This is a genomic window from Pseudomonas protegens, assembly GCF_013407925.2.
GTDB classification, from domain to species: domain Bacteria; phylum Pseudomonadota; class Gammaproteobacteria; order Pseudomonadales; family Pseudomonadaceae; genus Aquipseudomonas; species Aquipseudomonas fluorescens_AP.
In genome coordinates this window covers 5,742,310-5,757,258 of the sequence record NZ_CP060201.1, presented here as the reverse complement: position 1 = coordinate 5,757,258, position 14,949 = coordinate 5,742,310, and the positions used below count along the sequence as shown (strand labels likewise).

The 14,949-nt window shown below is 60.6% G+C and carries 11 protein-coding genes and 1 pseudogene; 8 read left to right on the top strand and 4 right to left on the bottom strand.

Annotated features, from left to right (window positions below; all coding sequences use genetic code 11):
* Positions 1–5 precede the first annotated feature (5 nt).
* Entirely contained in the window at positions 6–884 is an 879-nt protein-coding gene (gene ptrR / locus GGI48_RS26665; RefSeq protein ID WP_179600823.1) for a putrescine utilization regulator PtrR, read from the bottom strand.
* A gap of 101 nt (positions 885–985) precedes the next feature.
* On the opposite strand from ptrR, the gene GGI48_RS26660 reads away from it, so the two are divergent.
* The 4 genes and pseudogenes from GGI48_RS26660 to GGI48_RS26650 all read left to right on the top strand — a co-directional run bounded on the left by GGI48_RS26660 (position 986) and on the right by GGI48_RS26650 (position 5,307).
* Positions 986–2,377, top strand: coding sequence for an aldehyde dehydrogenase family protein (locus tag GGI48_RS26660; protein ID WP_179600821.1), 1,392 nt, complete (start codon positions 986–988; stop codon positions 2,375–2,377).
* Positions 2,378–2,640: 263 nt separating this feature from the next.
* Positions 2,641–2,715, top strand: a pseudogene (locus GGI48_RS31665) (hypothetical protein); the annotation flags it as partial.
* A 15-nt stretch (positions 2,716–2,730) separates the two neighbouring features.
* A complete protein-coding gene (locus GGI48_RS31245) occupies positions 2,731–2,889 on the top strand; it encodes a hypothetical protein (protein WP_260620540.1) in 159 nt (52 codons plus the stop codon).
* Positions 2,890–3,234: 345 nt separating this feature from the next.
* Positions 3,235–5,307 carry a TonB-dependent siderophore receptor gene (locus tag GGI48_RS26650; RefSeq protein WP_260620682.1) on the top strand — a complete coding sequence of 691 codons (2,073 nt, stop codon included), beginning with the start codon at positions 3,235–3,237 and terminating at the stop codon, positions 5,305–5,307.
* 678 nt (positions 5,308–5,985) lie between these two features.
* On the opposite strand, the gene GGI48_RS26645 is transcribed toward GGI48_RS26650, so the two are convergent.
* The 3 genes from GGI48_RS26645 to GGI48_RS26635 form a co-directional block, all read right to left on the bottom strand.
* A complete protein-coding gene (locus tag GGI48_RS26645; protein WP_047305252.1) occupies positions 5,986–6,468 on the bottom strand; it encodes a DUF4265 domain-containing protein in 483 nt (160 codons plus the stop codon).
* 70 nt (positions 6,469–6,538) lie between these two features.
* The gene (locus GGI48_RS26640; RefSeq protein WP_179600819.1) at positions 6,539–7,225 is read right to left on the bottom strand and encodes a hypothetical protein; all 687 of its coding nucleotides are present in this window, start codon (positions 7,223–7,225) and stop codon (positions 6,539–6,541) included.
* On the bottom strand, positions 7,225–8,193 hold the full coding sequence (locus GGI48_RS26635) for a hypothetical protein (protein WP_179600817.1): 969 nt from the start codon (positions 8,191–8,193) through the stop codon (positions 7,225–7,227). The genes GGI48_RS26640 and GGI48_RS26635 overlap by 1 nt, the downstream gene beginning before the upstream one ends.
* Before the next feature lie 320 nt (positions 8,194–8,513).
* On the opposite strand from GGI48_RS26635, the gene GGI48_RS26630 reads away from it, so the two are divergent.
* From GGI48_RS26630 to GGI48_RS26615, 4 genes are all read left to right on the top strand, one after another.
* Positions 8,514–9,551, top strand: coding sequence for a YhcG family protein (locus GGI48_RS26630; RefSeq protein ID WP_179600815.1), 1,038 nt, complete (start codon positions 8,514–8,516; stop codon positions 9,549–9,551).
* 447 nt (positions 9,552–9,998) lie between these two features.
* Positions 9,999–11,167 (top strand): IS3 family transposase gene (locus GGI48_RS26625; protein WP_103739732.1). Its coding sequence is split into 2 segments (ribosomal slippage): positions 9,999–10,260 and positions 10,260–11,167, totalling 1,170 coding nucleotides; the frame shifts between segments, so codons are not numbered across the junction.
* A 713-nt stretch (positions 11,168–11,880) separates the two neighbouring features.
* Positions 11,881–13,470 (top strand): SAVED domain-containing protein, encoded by a 1,590-nt coding sequence (locus GGI48_RS26620; RefSeq protein WP_103739733.1) that lies wholly within the window; start codon positions 11,881–11,883, stop codon positions 13,468–13,470.
* 49 nt (positions 13,471–13,519) lie between these two features.
* Positions 13,520–14,698 carry a nucleotidyltransferase gene (locus tag GGI48_RS26615; protein ID WP_181957006.1) on the top strand — a complete coding sequence of 393 codons (1,179 nt, stop codon included), beginning with the start codon at positions 13,520–13,522 and terminating at the stop codon, positions 14,696–14,698.
* Positions 14,699–14,949: the final 251 nt, after the last annotated feature.

Sequence of the window (14,949 nt, the reverse complement as noted above, 5' to 3'; positions counted from 1 at the left end):
CCCATTCACCCCTCGGCTAGCACCGCGCCCCTCTCCTCCAGCAGCTTCACAAAACTGCTCAAACTCTGGGACACGGTGCCGCGCCGCCAGACCAGCCAGGTGCGCAGGAAGCGAAAGCGCGGCGACAGCGGCCAGACGCTGACCGTGGCGCAGCCGGGCATGCTTTCCAGCATGCTACGGGGCATCAGCGCCAGCCCGGCACCGGCGCTGACGCAAGCCAGCATGCCGTGGTAGGACTCCATTTCGTGGATCTTGCCCGGCACTGCGGCGTCCTGGGTGAACCAGCTTTCGAAGTGATGACGGTAGGAACAATTGGCGCGAAAGGCGTAGATGCTTTCGCCGTTGACTTCCCGCGCTCGGGTAATCGGCGCGTGCCCCAGGGGCGCGATCAGCACCATCTCTTCCTCGAACACCGGCAGCCCTTCCAGGGCCGGGTGGCGCACCGGGCCGTCGACGAAGGCCGCCACCAGACGCCCGGACAACACGCCTTCGATCATGGTCCCCGAGGGGCCGGTGGACAGGTCCAGCTCGACCTTGGCGTATTGCTGGTTGTAGGACGCCAGCAAGGCCGGAATGCGCACCGCCGCCGTGCTTTCCAGGGAACCCAGGGCAAACGGGCCCTGGGGTTCCTCGCCGGCCACGGTCAGGCGCGCTTCGGCCACCAGGTCGAGAATGCGCCGGGCGTAGTCGAGGAAGTTCCACCCGGCGGGCGACAGGCGCAGGCGGCTTTTCTCGCGGATAAACAGCTCCACCCCCAGGTCCTGCTCCAGTTGCTTGATCCGCGTGGTCAGGTTCGACGGCACCCGGTGGATCAATTGCGCGGCGGCGCTGATGCTGCCCTGCTCGGCAACGGCCTTGAAAATTTCCAGCTGGACCAGATCCATAGCATTCTCCAAACGTGAACGACTCGCTTAATATTATTCAGTTTTCAGCAAACAACCAGCGCCGTAACCTGCTGCCATTCCCACCCGAGCAGGACGGTGCCATGAGCCTTGTTTCCAGCCACACCCACGCCTTGTCGATCAACCCCGCCACCGGCGAGCAGATTGGCGCCTACCCCTACCAGTCCGAGGCTGAAACCGACGCCACCCTGGAGCGCGCCGCCGCGGGTTTCGCCCTGTGGAAACGCCAGAGCGTCGCCGCACGCGCCACTCGCCTGACGGCCCTGGCCCAGGCCCTGCGGGACAACAGCGAGGCCATGGCATGGATGATCAGCCTGGAAATGGGCAAGCCGCTGCCCCAGGCCCGGGGCGAAATCGAAAAATGCGCCCAGCTGTGCCTGTGGTACGCCGAGCACGGCCCAGCCATGCTGGCCCCGGAAGCGACCCTGGTGGAAAACAACAAGGCGCGCATCGAGTACCGCCCGCTGGGCCCGCTGCTGGCGGTGATGCCGTGGAACTTCCCGATCTGGCAGGTGCTGCGCGGCGCGGTGCCAGCACTACTGGCCGGCAACACCTATGTGCTCAAGCACGCGCCGAACGTCATGGGCAGCGCCTACCTGCTGCTGGACGTCATGCAGCGCGCCGGTTTCCCTGAAGGCGTCTTCGAGCTGCTCAACGTCACCCCGGACGGCGTATCCCGCGCCATCGCCGACCGCCGCATCGCTGCCGTGACCCTGACCGGCAGCGTGCGCGCCGGCATCGCCATCGGCGCCCAGGCCGGCGCGGCGCTGAAGAAATGCGTGCTGGAACTGGGCGGCTCCGATCCCTTTATCGTGCTCAACGACGCCGATCTGGACGAAGCGGTCAAGGCCGCGGTGATCGGCCGCTACCAGAACACCGGCCAGGTCTGCGCCGCCGCCAAGCGCCTGATCATCGAGCAAGGGGTGGTCGCGGAGTTCACCCGCAAATTCGTCGAAGCCACCCGTGCCCTGGTGATGGGCGACCCGCTGGCCTGCGACACCTACCTCGGCCCCATGGCCCGCTTCGACCTGCGTGACGAACTGCACCAGCAAGTCCAGGCGACCCTGGCCGAAGGCGCCACCCTGCTGCTGGGCGGCGACAAGGTCGAAGGCGCCGGCAACTACTACCCGCCCACGGTGCTGGCAGACGTCACCGAGCAGATGACCGCCTTCAGGCAGGAACTGTTCGGCCCGGTGGCCGCCATCATCAGCGCTCGGGATGCCGAGCACGCCCTGGAGCTGGCCAACGACAGCGAGTTCGGCCTTACCGCGACGATCTTCACTCAGGACCTGGAACGGGCCCGGCAGATGACCGACGAGCTGGAAACCGGCGGCGTGTTCATCAACGGCTACAGCGCCAGCGACCCTCGGGTGACCTTCGGCGGGGTGAAGAAAAGCGGCTTCGGTCGCGAGCTGTCGCACTTCGGCGTGCGCGAGTTCTGCAACGCGCAGACGGTGTGGCTGGATCGCCGTTGAGGTCGGGCACGGGGCTTGAGCCATCGGACGGGCCCTGATGCAATCGCACATCCAGCGCTGGCGAGGGGCTGGCGCCCTCGCCTCCTACCCTTGATTGAGCGGCCTGGATTTATGCGGCGCAATGCCCGGATTCGGCTCAGCGAGTCGCCCATGCCGCTCAGCGAAACTAAGCCCGATCCTGCTGTTTTTTCAGAATTTTCTTGAAGCCCTGCCTGGCCCGACCTTTCTATGATGTTTCTTTTTGATATCACCCGAGGTCCGGCATGTGCGCCCCCGCTCAAAAGTTCATCGTTCGCCTGCCTGGTGAGCTTCACACCCAAGTCAAGCGCATCGCCAAGCAGGAAAACCGCAGCATGAACAATGAAATCGTCGACCGCCTGGAAAAATCCCTGGTCGCCTCCGAAGCCCGAAGCCACGACAAGAAACTCATCACTATCCTGCTGGGCAAGATTGCAACCCTGGAACAGCAGATCGAATCCCTGCAAGTGACTCCTCCTGAGCCCAACCCATAACCCCTGCATTCCCTCCAGCAGGGCCGGCAAGCGCCCACCGGCCCTGTGCCTGTGTGCCTTTACCCCCTCGCCGCAGCTTGTATGATGGCGCCCGCCCGACAGCACACAGCTGCAACCACCCCGTGAAAGCCGGATGCCCGCCGCACGGCCCGCCCCACGCCAGTCAGCCGCTGCTGCAAAGGCCGGCCCAGGCCTGCGCTTCAGACCGCGTCGCCCTCAAGGAATGTTCATGCCCCCCGATCACTCGACGTCCCGCTCCCCCACCCTCAGCACTGGCTTGCCGCGCCATCGCCTGACCCTGGGCCTGCTGCTGGCCGGCAGCCACGCCGTGACCAACGCACCGAACTGCCGACCCAGACCATCAGCACACAAGCGCCGTCCGGCTACCAAGCCGACAGCGCCTCGGTGGGCGGCTTCAGCGAAACGCCGCTGCTGGACACCCCGGCCGCCATCAGCGTGATCAACGAAGAGTTGATCCTCGATCAGCAGGCGCGGTTGCTCAGCGATGTACTGAAGAACGACGCCTCGGTGGGCCAGAGCTACGCGCCGGTGGGCTACTACGAAAACTTCGAGGTGCGCGGCTTCTCCCTGAACGCGGCCAGCAGCTACAAGATCAACAACCGCACCATCACCGGCGAGCAGAACGTCGCCCTGGAAAACAAACAGCGGGTGGAACTGCTCAAGGGCCTTTCCGGCCTGCAAAGCGGGGTCAGCGAACCGGGTGGCCTGGTCAACTACGTGACCAAGCGGCCCACGGATATCCGCTCGGTGACCGTCGCCACCGACGATCGCGGCAGCGGTTACCTGGCCACCGACGTGGGCGGCTGGTTCGGCAGCGAACAGCAGTTCGGCCTGCGCGCCAACCTGGCCCATGAAGACCTGCACTCCTGCGTCGAGCACGCCAATGGCCAGCGCGACTTTGCCTCCCTGGCCCTGGACTGGAACATCAGCCCCGATGCCCTGCTGCAACTGGACATCGAATACCAGAACAAGCAGCAGCGCTCGGCCCCGGGCTATCAACTGCTGGGCGGCTCCAGCCTGCCCCACCACGCCTCGCCGAAAAGACTCCTGGGGCACCAGAGCGGCTCAAAGCCGGTGACCAATGAATCGCTGAACATCGGCGGCAGTATCGAGTACCGCTTCAACGACGACTGGAAGGGCAACCTCAGTGCGTCGCGCAGCAAGGTGGTGATCGATGACTACAGCTCGTTTGCCTGGGGCGGCTGCACCACCGGCTGCATCAATGCCAACGGCAACTACTTCAGCCCGGAAGGCAACTACGACATCTACGACTTCCGCAGCCCCGACGACACCCGGCGCAACGATGAAGTGCAGGCGGTGCTCAACGGCCGCTTCGACGCAGCGGGCCTGGGCCATGAGTTGAGTGTGGGGAGCAGCGCGTTCCGCCGCGTGGTGGACAATCGCGATCAGGTCATGCACCGCGTCGACAACGGCAACGGCAGTGGCAATATCGACAGCGAACCCGGGCACTTTGCCCCCTACGACGGCCCACTCGGCGACTCTCATCGACGCCTGGACAGCCGCCAATACGGCCTGTTCCTCAGCGACCGCATCAGCTTCAACGAACAGTGGCAGACAGTTCTCGGCGGGCGTGAAGTGCGCCTGGATGAAAAAGCCTTCAACAGTCAGGACGGCACCCAGCGCCACACCCAACGCTATGTGTTCCTGCCCCAGGCCGCGCTGATCTACAAACCGATCAACAACATTTCGCTGTACACCCAATACAGCAAGGGCCTGAGCCTGGGTGGTCAGGCCCCGTGGTTCGCCAGCAACGCCTACAACACCCTGGCCCCCACCGTCTCGCGCCAAATCGAAGCCGGGATCAAATACGACTGGCAGCGCATGAGCTTTACCGCCGCCCTGTTCCAGATGCGCCAGGCCTACCAGTACTCACGCCCGGATGCTGATGGCGGTTTCACCTACGTCCAGCAGGGCCAGCAAAAGAACACCGGCCTGGAGCTCTCCGCCAACGGCTGGGCCACCCAGCGCCTGCAGATTGCCGCCAGCGTCGCGGCGATCCGCTCCCGGGTCGAGGGCACCGGCACCCCGGCCTACGAAGGCCACCAAACCCTCAACGTCCCCCGCCTGCGGGCCAGCCTCCAAGGCGACTACGCCCTGCCCTGGCTCGACGGCCTGGCCCTGCTGGGTGGCATGCAATACAGCGGCAGCAAATACGCCGACCGCCAGGGCAACGTCGCCACCGGCGCCTACGCCATCTTCAACATCGGCAGCCGCTACAGCACGCGCATTGATGGCTACGACACCGTGTTCCGCCTGACCGTGGACAACCTGTTCGACAAACGCTACTGGCGCGACGCCGGGGAATACATGGGCGACGACTACCTGTTCCAGGGCGCGCCGCTGACGGCGCGGTTGAGTGCTTCGGTGAACTTCTAAGGCAGACGGCCCCTACGGGGTCGATCGCAGCCTGCGGCAGCGGCTACAACGCCCACGAAATCCCGGGCGTTGTGGCTTGCCGGAAAAACTGCAGCGCCGGCACAGGCCAGCCATCAAAATCTCGACAAACACGCCTTGCGCGGCTCCCGCCCATCCTTGACGACGAGTCGCCATGAACAGTGTCACTGAACGCACAGCCTGACCGGCGCTCATATCGGCAACCGCCTTGAGCAAGTCCTCCTGAAACAGCCGCATTTCCTGGCCCATGGCCACGACCTCTCTGCGTGGGATACGCCCTGGTATCGATCAGTACGTCCAGGGTTGCGCTGATGGTTATCCCACAGAACAGCACCGCAATCAGCGCCTCCAGCCTGCCTTACAGAAAAGACAGACCCTTCCTACATCCACCGCAGAAGTCGGCTTGCCGGCGAAGGCGTCTTCAAGCACGCCCTCGCCGGTAAAAAGCACACCCAACAGATTGAGCAAACAAAAGGTCGGCGCGCCTCTTTCCAATGCCGGTGTAAACGTCTCAATCGTCCAACACGCTGTTGGACGATTAGCGCTCCCCTACGCCCATGCAGGCCCACACCACAGAACGGACGCTGTAGCACTACCGGGTGCTGACTTGGTCGCTACTTGGTCGGTTTGTTTGTCGGCATGCCCAGGCCCCGGGGAAAATCAGCAGTCCAACCACCAGTTCAACAGCGTCTCGTCCTCATCGCCGTCGAGGTTTTTATAGACATTGGCGTAGTACCACTCGATCCCGGTTTGCTCGCGGAAGCGATCGAACACCGCGTTGATACGGTCCATGCCATTCCTCGCGGGAACAGCGAATGACAGGTTCCCCTCGAACAGCCCATCCAGGGTTCCGCCCAGCTCACCAGCAACCTCGCTTTCAAGCGCACTGACCACCGCCGGATCAATGTCATCGGCATAGATCTGAATGCAGAAATTCCCACCCCGGCGCAGCACTTGCGCCGGAGCATCGGGATTGCGAATTGAAACGATATCGCCCCGCGCCAGGTTCTGTGCCAGCCCCGGCGAGGACAGCAACTCGTAGGTATGCTCATCGATCTGCCGCGCCAGCAACTCCTCGCGAACGGCGCCATCGTCATCGGCCATGTACACCTGGATCAGCACAGGGGATTGCTTGTCATCCATACGAGGCTCCACAGTTTCCAGGTTCAACACCTGATCCTTGTTCTATTACCCAAGGCTTCCATCCCCTGCCTCAAGGCAACGGCTCAAAACGCCCACTGCCCGCATTCCACGCAAACCCCGGTAACTTGCAGTCCTGAAAGCCAATCCGCAGTTGCTCCCCCTCAGCCTGCACCTGCAAGGTATCCACCCCCAGGTTGCGACACCCCGGCGCCGCAACCGCCAGGGTCTGCAGCAACTTGCCGGTGGCCTTGTCCATCACCTCCAGCGTCGTGATCCGCTGATCATTGCCCGGCATCGGCACCTGGAAATACCAGCGTTTGGTGGAAGCACTCTGCAGCAGCGTGGTGACCGGCTGCGGCCACGAGCGATCCGAATCCACCAGGCCCACCAGCTTCAGCGCAATGGGCAAGGACTTGCCCGTGCGATAACTGGTCCAGGTGCCGCGCACCTGCTCCTGCTGGCGGGAGTTCATCAAGTCATTGAACTGCAGACGCGCCACCGGCAAGCCCTGCTCGTCCAGCTCATCCATGGCCAGCGTCTTGTTGCTGTAGCTGAAGGTCGGCTTGAGGCGGATCGGCGTGCGATAGCGCTGATAGGCATAGGTGCCCTGGTAGACCGCATTCTGGCTACCCAGGGTCAAGACAATCGCCTGCTTGCCCAAGGTCCCCTCATACACTCCATGGGACGCCTGCGCCGGCAACAGCCACAGCGCCAACACCAGCACCACCAGCCCACGAGCAACATCAAACCCGCGCATCAGAAACGCTCCTCGCCCGAAGACAGATATTCCAAACGCTCAGGGGTGATCACCCGGTAATAATCCCAACGCCGAGTGCGCTGGTCGTAGTTGATGAAGTCCTGCTTGCTGAACTCCATCTGCCCACTGGGGGAAAAGCGCAGATCACCCTCCACCGCGAACTGCTCCAACTGCGGATGACGCCGATAGGTCCGCAGATCCCGGCTATACAAGTAATACTGCGTGGGCGAGCACCACACCCGACCATCCGCCTCCCCCACGCGATAGCCCTGGACCTGAAAGTCCATCCGCGCCTCGGCATGAAAATGCCCGAAGGTCAGCGTCCTGGTGCCCACGGACGACAGACACCACTGCCCGCTAATCTCCTGCACCCGCTTACCGGTGGCCCGGCTGATCACCCGGATACTGTCCACCTGCGCCACCTCCTCCCCGGCCTTGCGCGCGGCATGCACACTGAAATAGAAATCCCGATCGAACACCGGCTGCAACAACTCCCCCTCAAACGCCTCCCGCTGACTGTCGCCAAAGCGCGTCACCCGCTGCAACTGCAACGGCTGCTGCGTACCCGTGCGCAGATCCACCAGACTGCCCTGCAGCGCCTCTGCCCCCTCGGCGAACGGCTGCAACGACACCGCCGTCGCCGGCAGGGTCGGGTTGTCCATGATGTTGATCAAAAGCGCAGAGCCGGGATGGAAAGGCGTGGATTCCAAGGCCATGGGCAGGCGCTCGGACTCGGAGAACCAATAGCCGGACATGCCGCCGCCGTATTGGGAGTCGTAGGTGAGCGCCAGTTCAACCGGGGTGTCGCCGAGGGTGCCGCGGTAGGTGGTGGTGGGGTTGGCTTGGGCGGTTGGGGTGATGAGCCAGAGGCCGAGCAAGAGTGCTGGGATCAGGCGGAACAGGAGGTGTGGCAGGTGACGCTGTTGGCCAGCCCTTGTTTGCGGACTGCTGCCAATGGACTGGGTCATGCCTGCGTTCCTTGCGGTGGGGAAAAGGGGCGCAGGATAGCAAAATCGATTGAAGGTCAGATGGTTTTGCCAAGGTCACTCTATAGGCGATATCCACCTTGCTGGTTTCAAGCCCCTTGTGTGTAGCGGATCGATAAAACACTAACCCCTTACGCACAAACCAGACCTGCCTTACAGCGCTGCCGTTGTACCAAAGAAATGCCCTGCCTACAGTTTCAGACGTGATGAAAAGCCCTACCGGCCTCCATCCTGATACTTCGTTCCCCGGCCCTCTCGGCAATCAAAACCCGCATTGATCTGAAACCCCAGAAAGAGGCCGCATGACCGACTCTCGCCCCCTCTCGCTGACCACCCCACCCGTTGGCTACAGCGACTGGCTGGCGGAGTTGAAAACCCGTATTCACCAAGCGCAGCAACGTGCCATGCGGACAGTGAACCGCGAGTTGGTCGCACTCTATTGGCACATCGGCCACGACATACTCCAACGCCAGAACCGCGAAGGCTGGGGTGCCAAAATCATCGAACGACTGGCTCAGGACTTGCGTGCAACCTTCCCCGATATGAAGGGTTTCTCCCGCGCCAACCTGATGTACATGCGCGCCTTTGCCGAAGCCTGGCCCGATTCTGAAATTGTCCAACAGGCTGTTGGACAATTGCCGTGGGGCCACAATCTGCTGCTGATCACCAAGCTGAAAGCTCCACAAGAACGCCTGGCCTACGCCCAACGGGTCGTTGAATACGGCTGGTCCCGAAACGTGCTGGGCATGCACATCGAGACTCGCTTGCTGGAGCGTGAAGGCATGGCACAAACCAACTTTTCAACGCAGTTTCCGGCCCGAAACTCGGACCTGGCCCAACAACTGTTGAAAGACCCTTATGTATTCGACTTACTCGACGTCAACCGAGAAGCAAACGAGCGCGATATCGAACATGCCCTGGTACAGCATGTCACCCGATTTCTGCTGGAGTTGGGGGCAGGCTTTGCCTTTGTTGGTCGGCAAGTGGCACTGGAAGTGGGCGGAGAAGACTTCTTCATCGACCTGCTTTTTTATCACCTCAAACTGCACTGCTATGTGGTCATCGAACTGAAATCTGACAAGTTCAAACCTGAACACCTGGGCCAGTTGGGCTTCAACCTGACAGTCGTGGACAGCCAGATGAAAAGCAGGAAAGACGCCCCCAGCATCGGTTTGCTGTTGTGCAAAAGCAAAAACAAGGTCGTGGCGGAGTACGCATTGCGTGACAGCGCCAAACCCATGGGCGTAGCGGAGTGTCAACTGAGGGCGGCGCTACCGGCGGAGTTGCAATCGACCTTGCCTAGCATCGAGCAGATTGAACAGGAATTGGCTGAGTGCTGAGTGGTGACAAACAGCGATTTAGCGGGATATTGGGTGGTGCAGGCGTGACAAGTAACTCCACCAACCCTGATTTGTTAACAGCTATCAATGGACCGGGTCATGCCGAAGCTTCTTGCAGTTGGTCTTGCTGATGCAAAGTTCATCTCATGTAACAGGTATAGATTCCTCCAAGATCTCAGCCGGCCCTTACTCGCAATAGAGACCGTTCCTACAGGACACCTGTTGTCCCTAATTCCTAGCACTCCTATAGTTTTTCAGACCCTCGATTCTGGTCATCAGCACTTCAAAGCTCCGTCGAAAGGAACAAACTACACCCCGGTTGATTCGCAGCAACAGGTGGCGACTTTTCACTCTTGGAAGGAACGACACCTTGAGCAATATTGTGTAGTGGTCTACTAACTCCGGACACCTTTTTAGGCGAAGATGATCGCCACACAGAGGTGTTCAATGAGCAGACAACGACGTACTTTCACCCCTGCCTTCAAGCGTGAGGCTGCCAGCCTGGTGCTCGATCAAGGCTATAGCTGCCCTGAGGCCGCCAAATCCCTCGACGTAGGTGAGACCGCATTACGGCGCTGGGTTGCCCAGTTGCAACTGGAACGTGGAGGCGTTACGCCGACTGCCAAGGCGCTTACACCGGAGCAGCAGACGATTCAGGAGCTTCAGGCCCGCATCAACCGGCTGGAGCTTGAGAAGAAAATCTTAAAGGAGGCCACTGCGCTCTTGATGGCCGAGGAACACGGGCGCAGACGTTGAAGTCGATTCGGCAGTTGGCCAAGCACTATCCCGTCCAGCTGTTGTGTTCCGTGTTCGAGCTGCCCCAATCCTGTTATTACGCCCATTTGGCCCGGCGGCGTCGTATCGATGTTCGCCGGGTGAGCCTGCGCAGCCGCATCAACGAACTGTTCAGCCAAAGCCGTAGTTCTGCCGGTAGCCGCAGTATCGTTGCCATGCTTCGCGACGAGGGCGTCGAGGTGGGACGCTTCAAGGTCAGAAGCTTGATGAAGGAACAAGGATTGATCAGCAAGCAGCCCGGTTCTCACGCTTACAAGAAAGCCACGGTTGAACGTCCTGACATTCCCAACCTCCTTGATCGGCAGTTCGCCGTGGCAGCGCCGAACAGGGCCTGGTGCGGCGACATCACCTACATCTGGGCGCAAGGGCGATGGTATTACCTGGCCGTTGTATTGGATTTGTATAGCCGCAGGGTGGTGGGTTGGGCAATGTCCTCCAGGCCCGATGTCGATCTGGTCATCAAGGCGCTCGACAGGGGGTATGAAATGCGTGGCAGACCACGAGGCGTCCTGTTTCACAGCGATCAGGGAAGCCAATACGGCAGCCGCAGCTTCCAACAGCGACTGTGGCGCTATCGGATGACTCAAAGCATGAGCAGACGGGGAAACTGCTACGACAACTCGCCAATGGAACGGCTGTTTCGTAGCCTGAAAACCGAGTGGGTGCCGACGGTGGGTTACATGACGAAGGCGTTGGCCGAGCAGGACATCGGTCGATACCTCATGCAGCGATACAACTGGACACGGCCACATCAGTACAACGGTTTCGTGCCGCCAGCGGTTGTTGAGGAAAAACTCAATTCTGTGTCCGGGAATTGTTGACCACTACAGATGGTGCCGCAGTCCGTAACTGGAATGCACCTGGCTGACAGCCAGGCACGCCCCGGTCATCGCATCGTTGCCTTCACCCGACTCAGGATCTCGCGGCGCTGGTTTCGTCAGCCAACGCAGCCTCCACCCGCCCACCGGTAACGGTGCTCAGGGGGCCAGATCATGAGATGCCCAAGCTCTTGGACGTAAGGAGCCGCAAGTCCCGCGTGAGTGGACATCCCCACAGGCCGCAGGGGCCTTGATCCCTGATAACACTCAGCATTCTTGGCGGGATGACGTGGAGGCAACGGTTCGAGAGGTGGTGACGGAGGTAGAGAGTATGAGACGGGTAGGTAGGCGTGATGACCCAGGGATAAATGACGCACAGACGATTGATCAACAGCCTGCCAAAGCATTCAGCACACTGCTGCTTCAGTACCGCGGGTGCTGACGGCCCCTGGGGGGGGGGGAGCAGCTACACCTCTGCTAACGGCTGTGTCTCAGGCTTTCAATCCGCTTTTGCAATCCCTAGAGGAGATGGATATGCGGGTTTAGTGTAGAATACAAGGCAATTAAAATACTTAATTTTAGATTAATTAGAAATATCAAATACATCATATAGTGTTTTTTTTATAAAAATGTCTACATGTTGATTTGGTCAGTGGCTCGTCGTATTTTAGACGGACGTGCCTGAGTGTGCGCACGGTAGCGTGTGGAGGGGTTGGATGCCTGTACTGTTGGATGCACTGTATGACAAGGACCTCAAGGCCACGCTGGAGCGCTGGAAGCAGACGCCAGACAGCCGAGTGATCATCGCCTACGAGTCGGGCGGCTGGCGGTTTGTGATCGTCCGTCTCGATACCTCATTGTGCACGCTCGTCCATGCCGTTACTGGAGAGCTGGGTGAGTTGGCGAAGGCGCTGCTTCTTGACTGGGCAATCGCGAAGGGCCATGGCGCGAGTAAGCTGGAGCTTTTCGCTGGCACCGGCCTGCCCGTCGTCGCCACTGATGTCACAAACTTCGTCGAAGGCCTGCTCAAACTGCCCGTGACAAAGGCGACGAAAAAGGAACTCACGGTGTTCTTCAAAGGGCGGGAAGCCTTGCTCTCCAATATGAGCCGGCCCAGTTTGCCTGATCAAGTCGAGAACTGGATCTACGCCAGGTCGAGCGGCATCTGCGAGTTCGAGGGGTGTGATGCAGTCCTCTTCAAGGACGACCGCGATCACTTCGGTTATTACGGATACCTGGCGCACATCGTCGCGGCGAAGGCCAATGGACCTAGGGGCGACGCAGCGCTCTCCGCCGTGTTGGCACAGTCCCCCAGTAACATCATGCTGTGCTGTGACGTCCACCATCGACTGATCGACAAGGTTGACCCCGACAGCTACCCACGGGAGCGGTTGGAGGCGATGGTCGCAGCCCGAGAGATCTGGCGAGCCCACCAGGTCAAAACGCTGGCATATCCGGTCGTCCATGCCTTGGCTTTCATTGGCGACATCGCGGGTAGAACGACGACGTTCTCTCAGCACGATGCCCGTAAAGCGCTGATGGAGGCCCAACTGATGCCTGCCAGTGAACGGGTGGTTGAGTATTTTTTGCGGGACTCGCAAGGTGGCAATGACGTAAACGACCCCGGGTACTGGTCCGCGTTCTTGCGGACATTCCGTGCCCAGATTCTTCATGTCCACGACGCCATCCGCGGGCACGGTGCCTTCGGTGCCCAAGCAGAGCAGTTGGCGATCTTTCCATTGGGTAACATGCCAGCGATGTTGCTCGGGGGATGGTTGGTCGGTGAAGCTCGGCGCGTAGAGTTGTTCAGTTTCCGGCGCAGTCAGGGAACATGGGTGCGTCCGAAGCCGGAGGCCCCTACGACCTTTACCTGGACACCGCCCGCAGAGCCCCTGCCGGCGGGGGGGACGGTGCTGATCACGCTGGAGCTGACAGCCGAAATCACCGATGCGGCATTGAACGAAGAGCTGTTGGCAATGCCCCGCATCCGCATTCAGCCGAATGCCTATGGGGTGGATGTCGTGGCGTTACCGACGTCGATGGAAAAATACCGTGAGGCCTGCCAAGAGGCTTGGGCCTACGCGGTAGATGTCCTCAAGGCCTCCGAAGTGAGCCTATGCACTGTCGCACCGGCTGCTGCGGTTTTCGCGTTTGGGATGAAGCTTCAGTCTAGGTTGCACCCACGCATTCACATGTACCAGATGGCCCCCCAGAAACCGCCATTCCTGGCCTTCAGCCTTGACCGGCACACCATCACCGCCCCCCACGAACCGCCGAACAATGTGCTGCAACTGGACGCACTGTAAGCAATGGGTGGCCCACAACCGCCTCGTCCCCCAATAAAGGAGCATTAACTTGGAAAATGAAGAGCGTAGTCTGCTAGCTGCGGTGGAGGTGCTTGAACTGCCGCCCGGTGCGTATGAGAAAGCGAAAGCTCGATATGTCTCACTGGGTGACTGGCTCGGCCGCGAGGAATCAACCTTGGCCGAGAACGATCCCCATATCTTCGTGCAGGGATCGTTTGGACTCGGTACGGCCATCAGGCCGTTGCTGGAGGGGGAGGGGGAGGGGTACGACCTGGACCTATCCTGCAAGCTGCGTACGGGCGTGTCGCGAGGCTCGCACAGCCAGGCGCAACTCAAAGAAATGGTGCGCCTGGAGCTTGAGGGGTATCGGGAGGCCAAGCGGATTCAAGAAGCGCTGGAGGAGAAGCATCGCTGCTGGCGGCTGTACTACCAGGATGAGTTGAGCTTCCACCTGGACATCGTGCCCGGCGTGCCCTTGGACGACACTAGAAAGCATCAGCTTTTCGTGGCAATGGAAAGTTTTGGCATCGATAAAGTGGTCGCCAGTGATGTGGCCGATCTTGCGGTTTATATCACCGATGACCGCGCTCCCAGCTACCGAGCAATCAGTGACGATTGGCTGCTGAGTAACCCCGACGGCTATTGCAAATGGTTTGAATCAAAGTCGTCGAACCCCCTCTCATTGGTGATGGCCATGGAGGATCTTCGGGTCGATGAGGTGCCGTTCTATGCCCGAAAAACCCACCTGCAGCGGACCGTCCAGCTCCTCAAGCGGCATCGGGATGTCATGTACCAAGATAATCCAGACTCCAAGCCGATATCGGTCATCATCACTACGCTCGCGGCGCAGGACTATGTTGGTAGCGCAACTCTCCGGGAAGCGCTGACCTGCTGCTTGGGCACGCTTAGCGCTTTCGTGGAGTCGGACGCGAATGTGGTGGTTAACCCGGTCAACCCTGAAGAAAACTTTGCCGATCGCTGGGCGACACCCGAAGGTAAAGAGCTCGAGCTCAAGGAAAACTTCCATAAGTGGGTACGCCAAGCCGTGCGCGACTTCAAACAGATCTCCGACCTGGAGGGTGCGCGCCTTGCGGGCCATTTAAGCGATGTGCTTGAGGTCAAAATCCCGGCGAGCCAGATTGGCGCACCCGGGGTGGCTGTGGCTGCCGCCGCGCCGCGCCAGATTCACATTGCACAGGCTGCCAGCCCTTGGAGTGGTCGCGGTTGAAGGCATTTGACTCGACAATCGAGGCTTTTTTAGACGCTTATCCCCTGATGCGGTATCGGCCATCGGCCATCGGCACTGTGAGGCTGACTGGCCGTTTGGAGTTTTCTGCGGTGACGGAGGGCGCTCCGCCGGTGCAGGATGAGTATCGCATCCAGGTGGACATCGCTAATCCCCTGGACCGAGCCCTCCCGCAGGTATTCGAAGTCGGTGGCCGAATTCCGCGAGAAGGGCGGTATCACGTTAACCCCGAT

Bases quoted from the DNA above. Each gene is read 5' to 3' on its own strand.
- ptrR (WP_179600823.1), bottom strand. From the start codon at position 884: ATGGATCTGGTCCAGCTGGAAATTTTCAAGGCCGTTGCCGAGCAGGGC.
- GGI48_RS26660 (WP_179600821.1), top strand. From the start codon at position 986: ATGAGCCTTGTTTCCAGCCACACCCACGCCTTGTCGATCAACCCCGCC.
- GGI48_RS31245 (WP_260620540.1), top strand. From the start codon at position 2,731: ATGAACAATGAAATCGTCGACCGCCTGGAAAAATCCCTGGTCGCCTCC.
- GGI48_RS26645 (WP_047305252.1), bottom strand. From the start codon at position 6,468: ATGGATGACAAGCAATCCCCTGTGCTGATCCAGGTGTACATGGCCGAT.
- GGI48_RS26640 (WP_179600819.1), bottom strand. From the start codon at position 7,225: ATGCGCGGGTTTGATGTTGCTCGTGGGCTGGTGGTGCTGGTGTTGGCG.
- GGI48_RS26635 (WP_179600817.1), bottom strand. From the start codon at position 8,193: ATGACCCAGTCCATTGGCAGCAGTCCGCAAACAAGGGCTGGCCAACAG.
- GGI48_RS26630 (WP_179600815.1), top strand. From the start codon at position 8,514: ATGACCGACTCTCGCCCCCTCTCGCTGACCACCCCACCCGTTGGCTAC.
- GGI48_RS26620 (WP_103739733.1), top strand. From the start codon at position 11,881: ATGCCTGTACTGTTGGATGCACTGTATGACAAGGACCTCAAGGCCACG.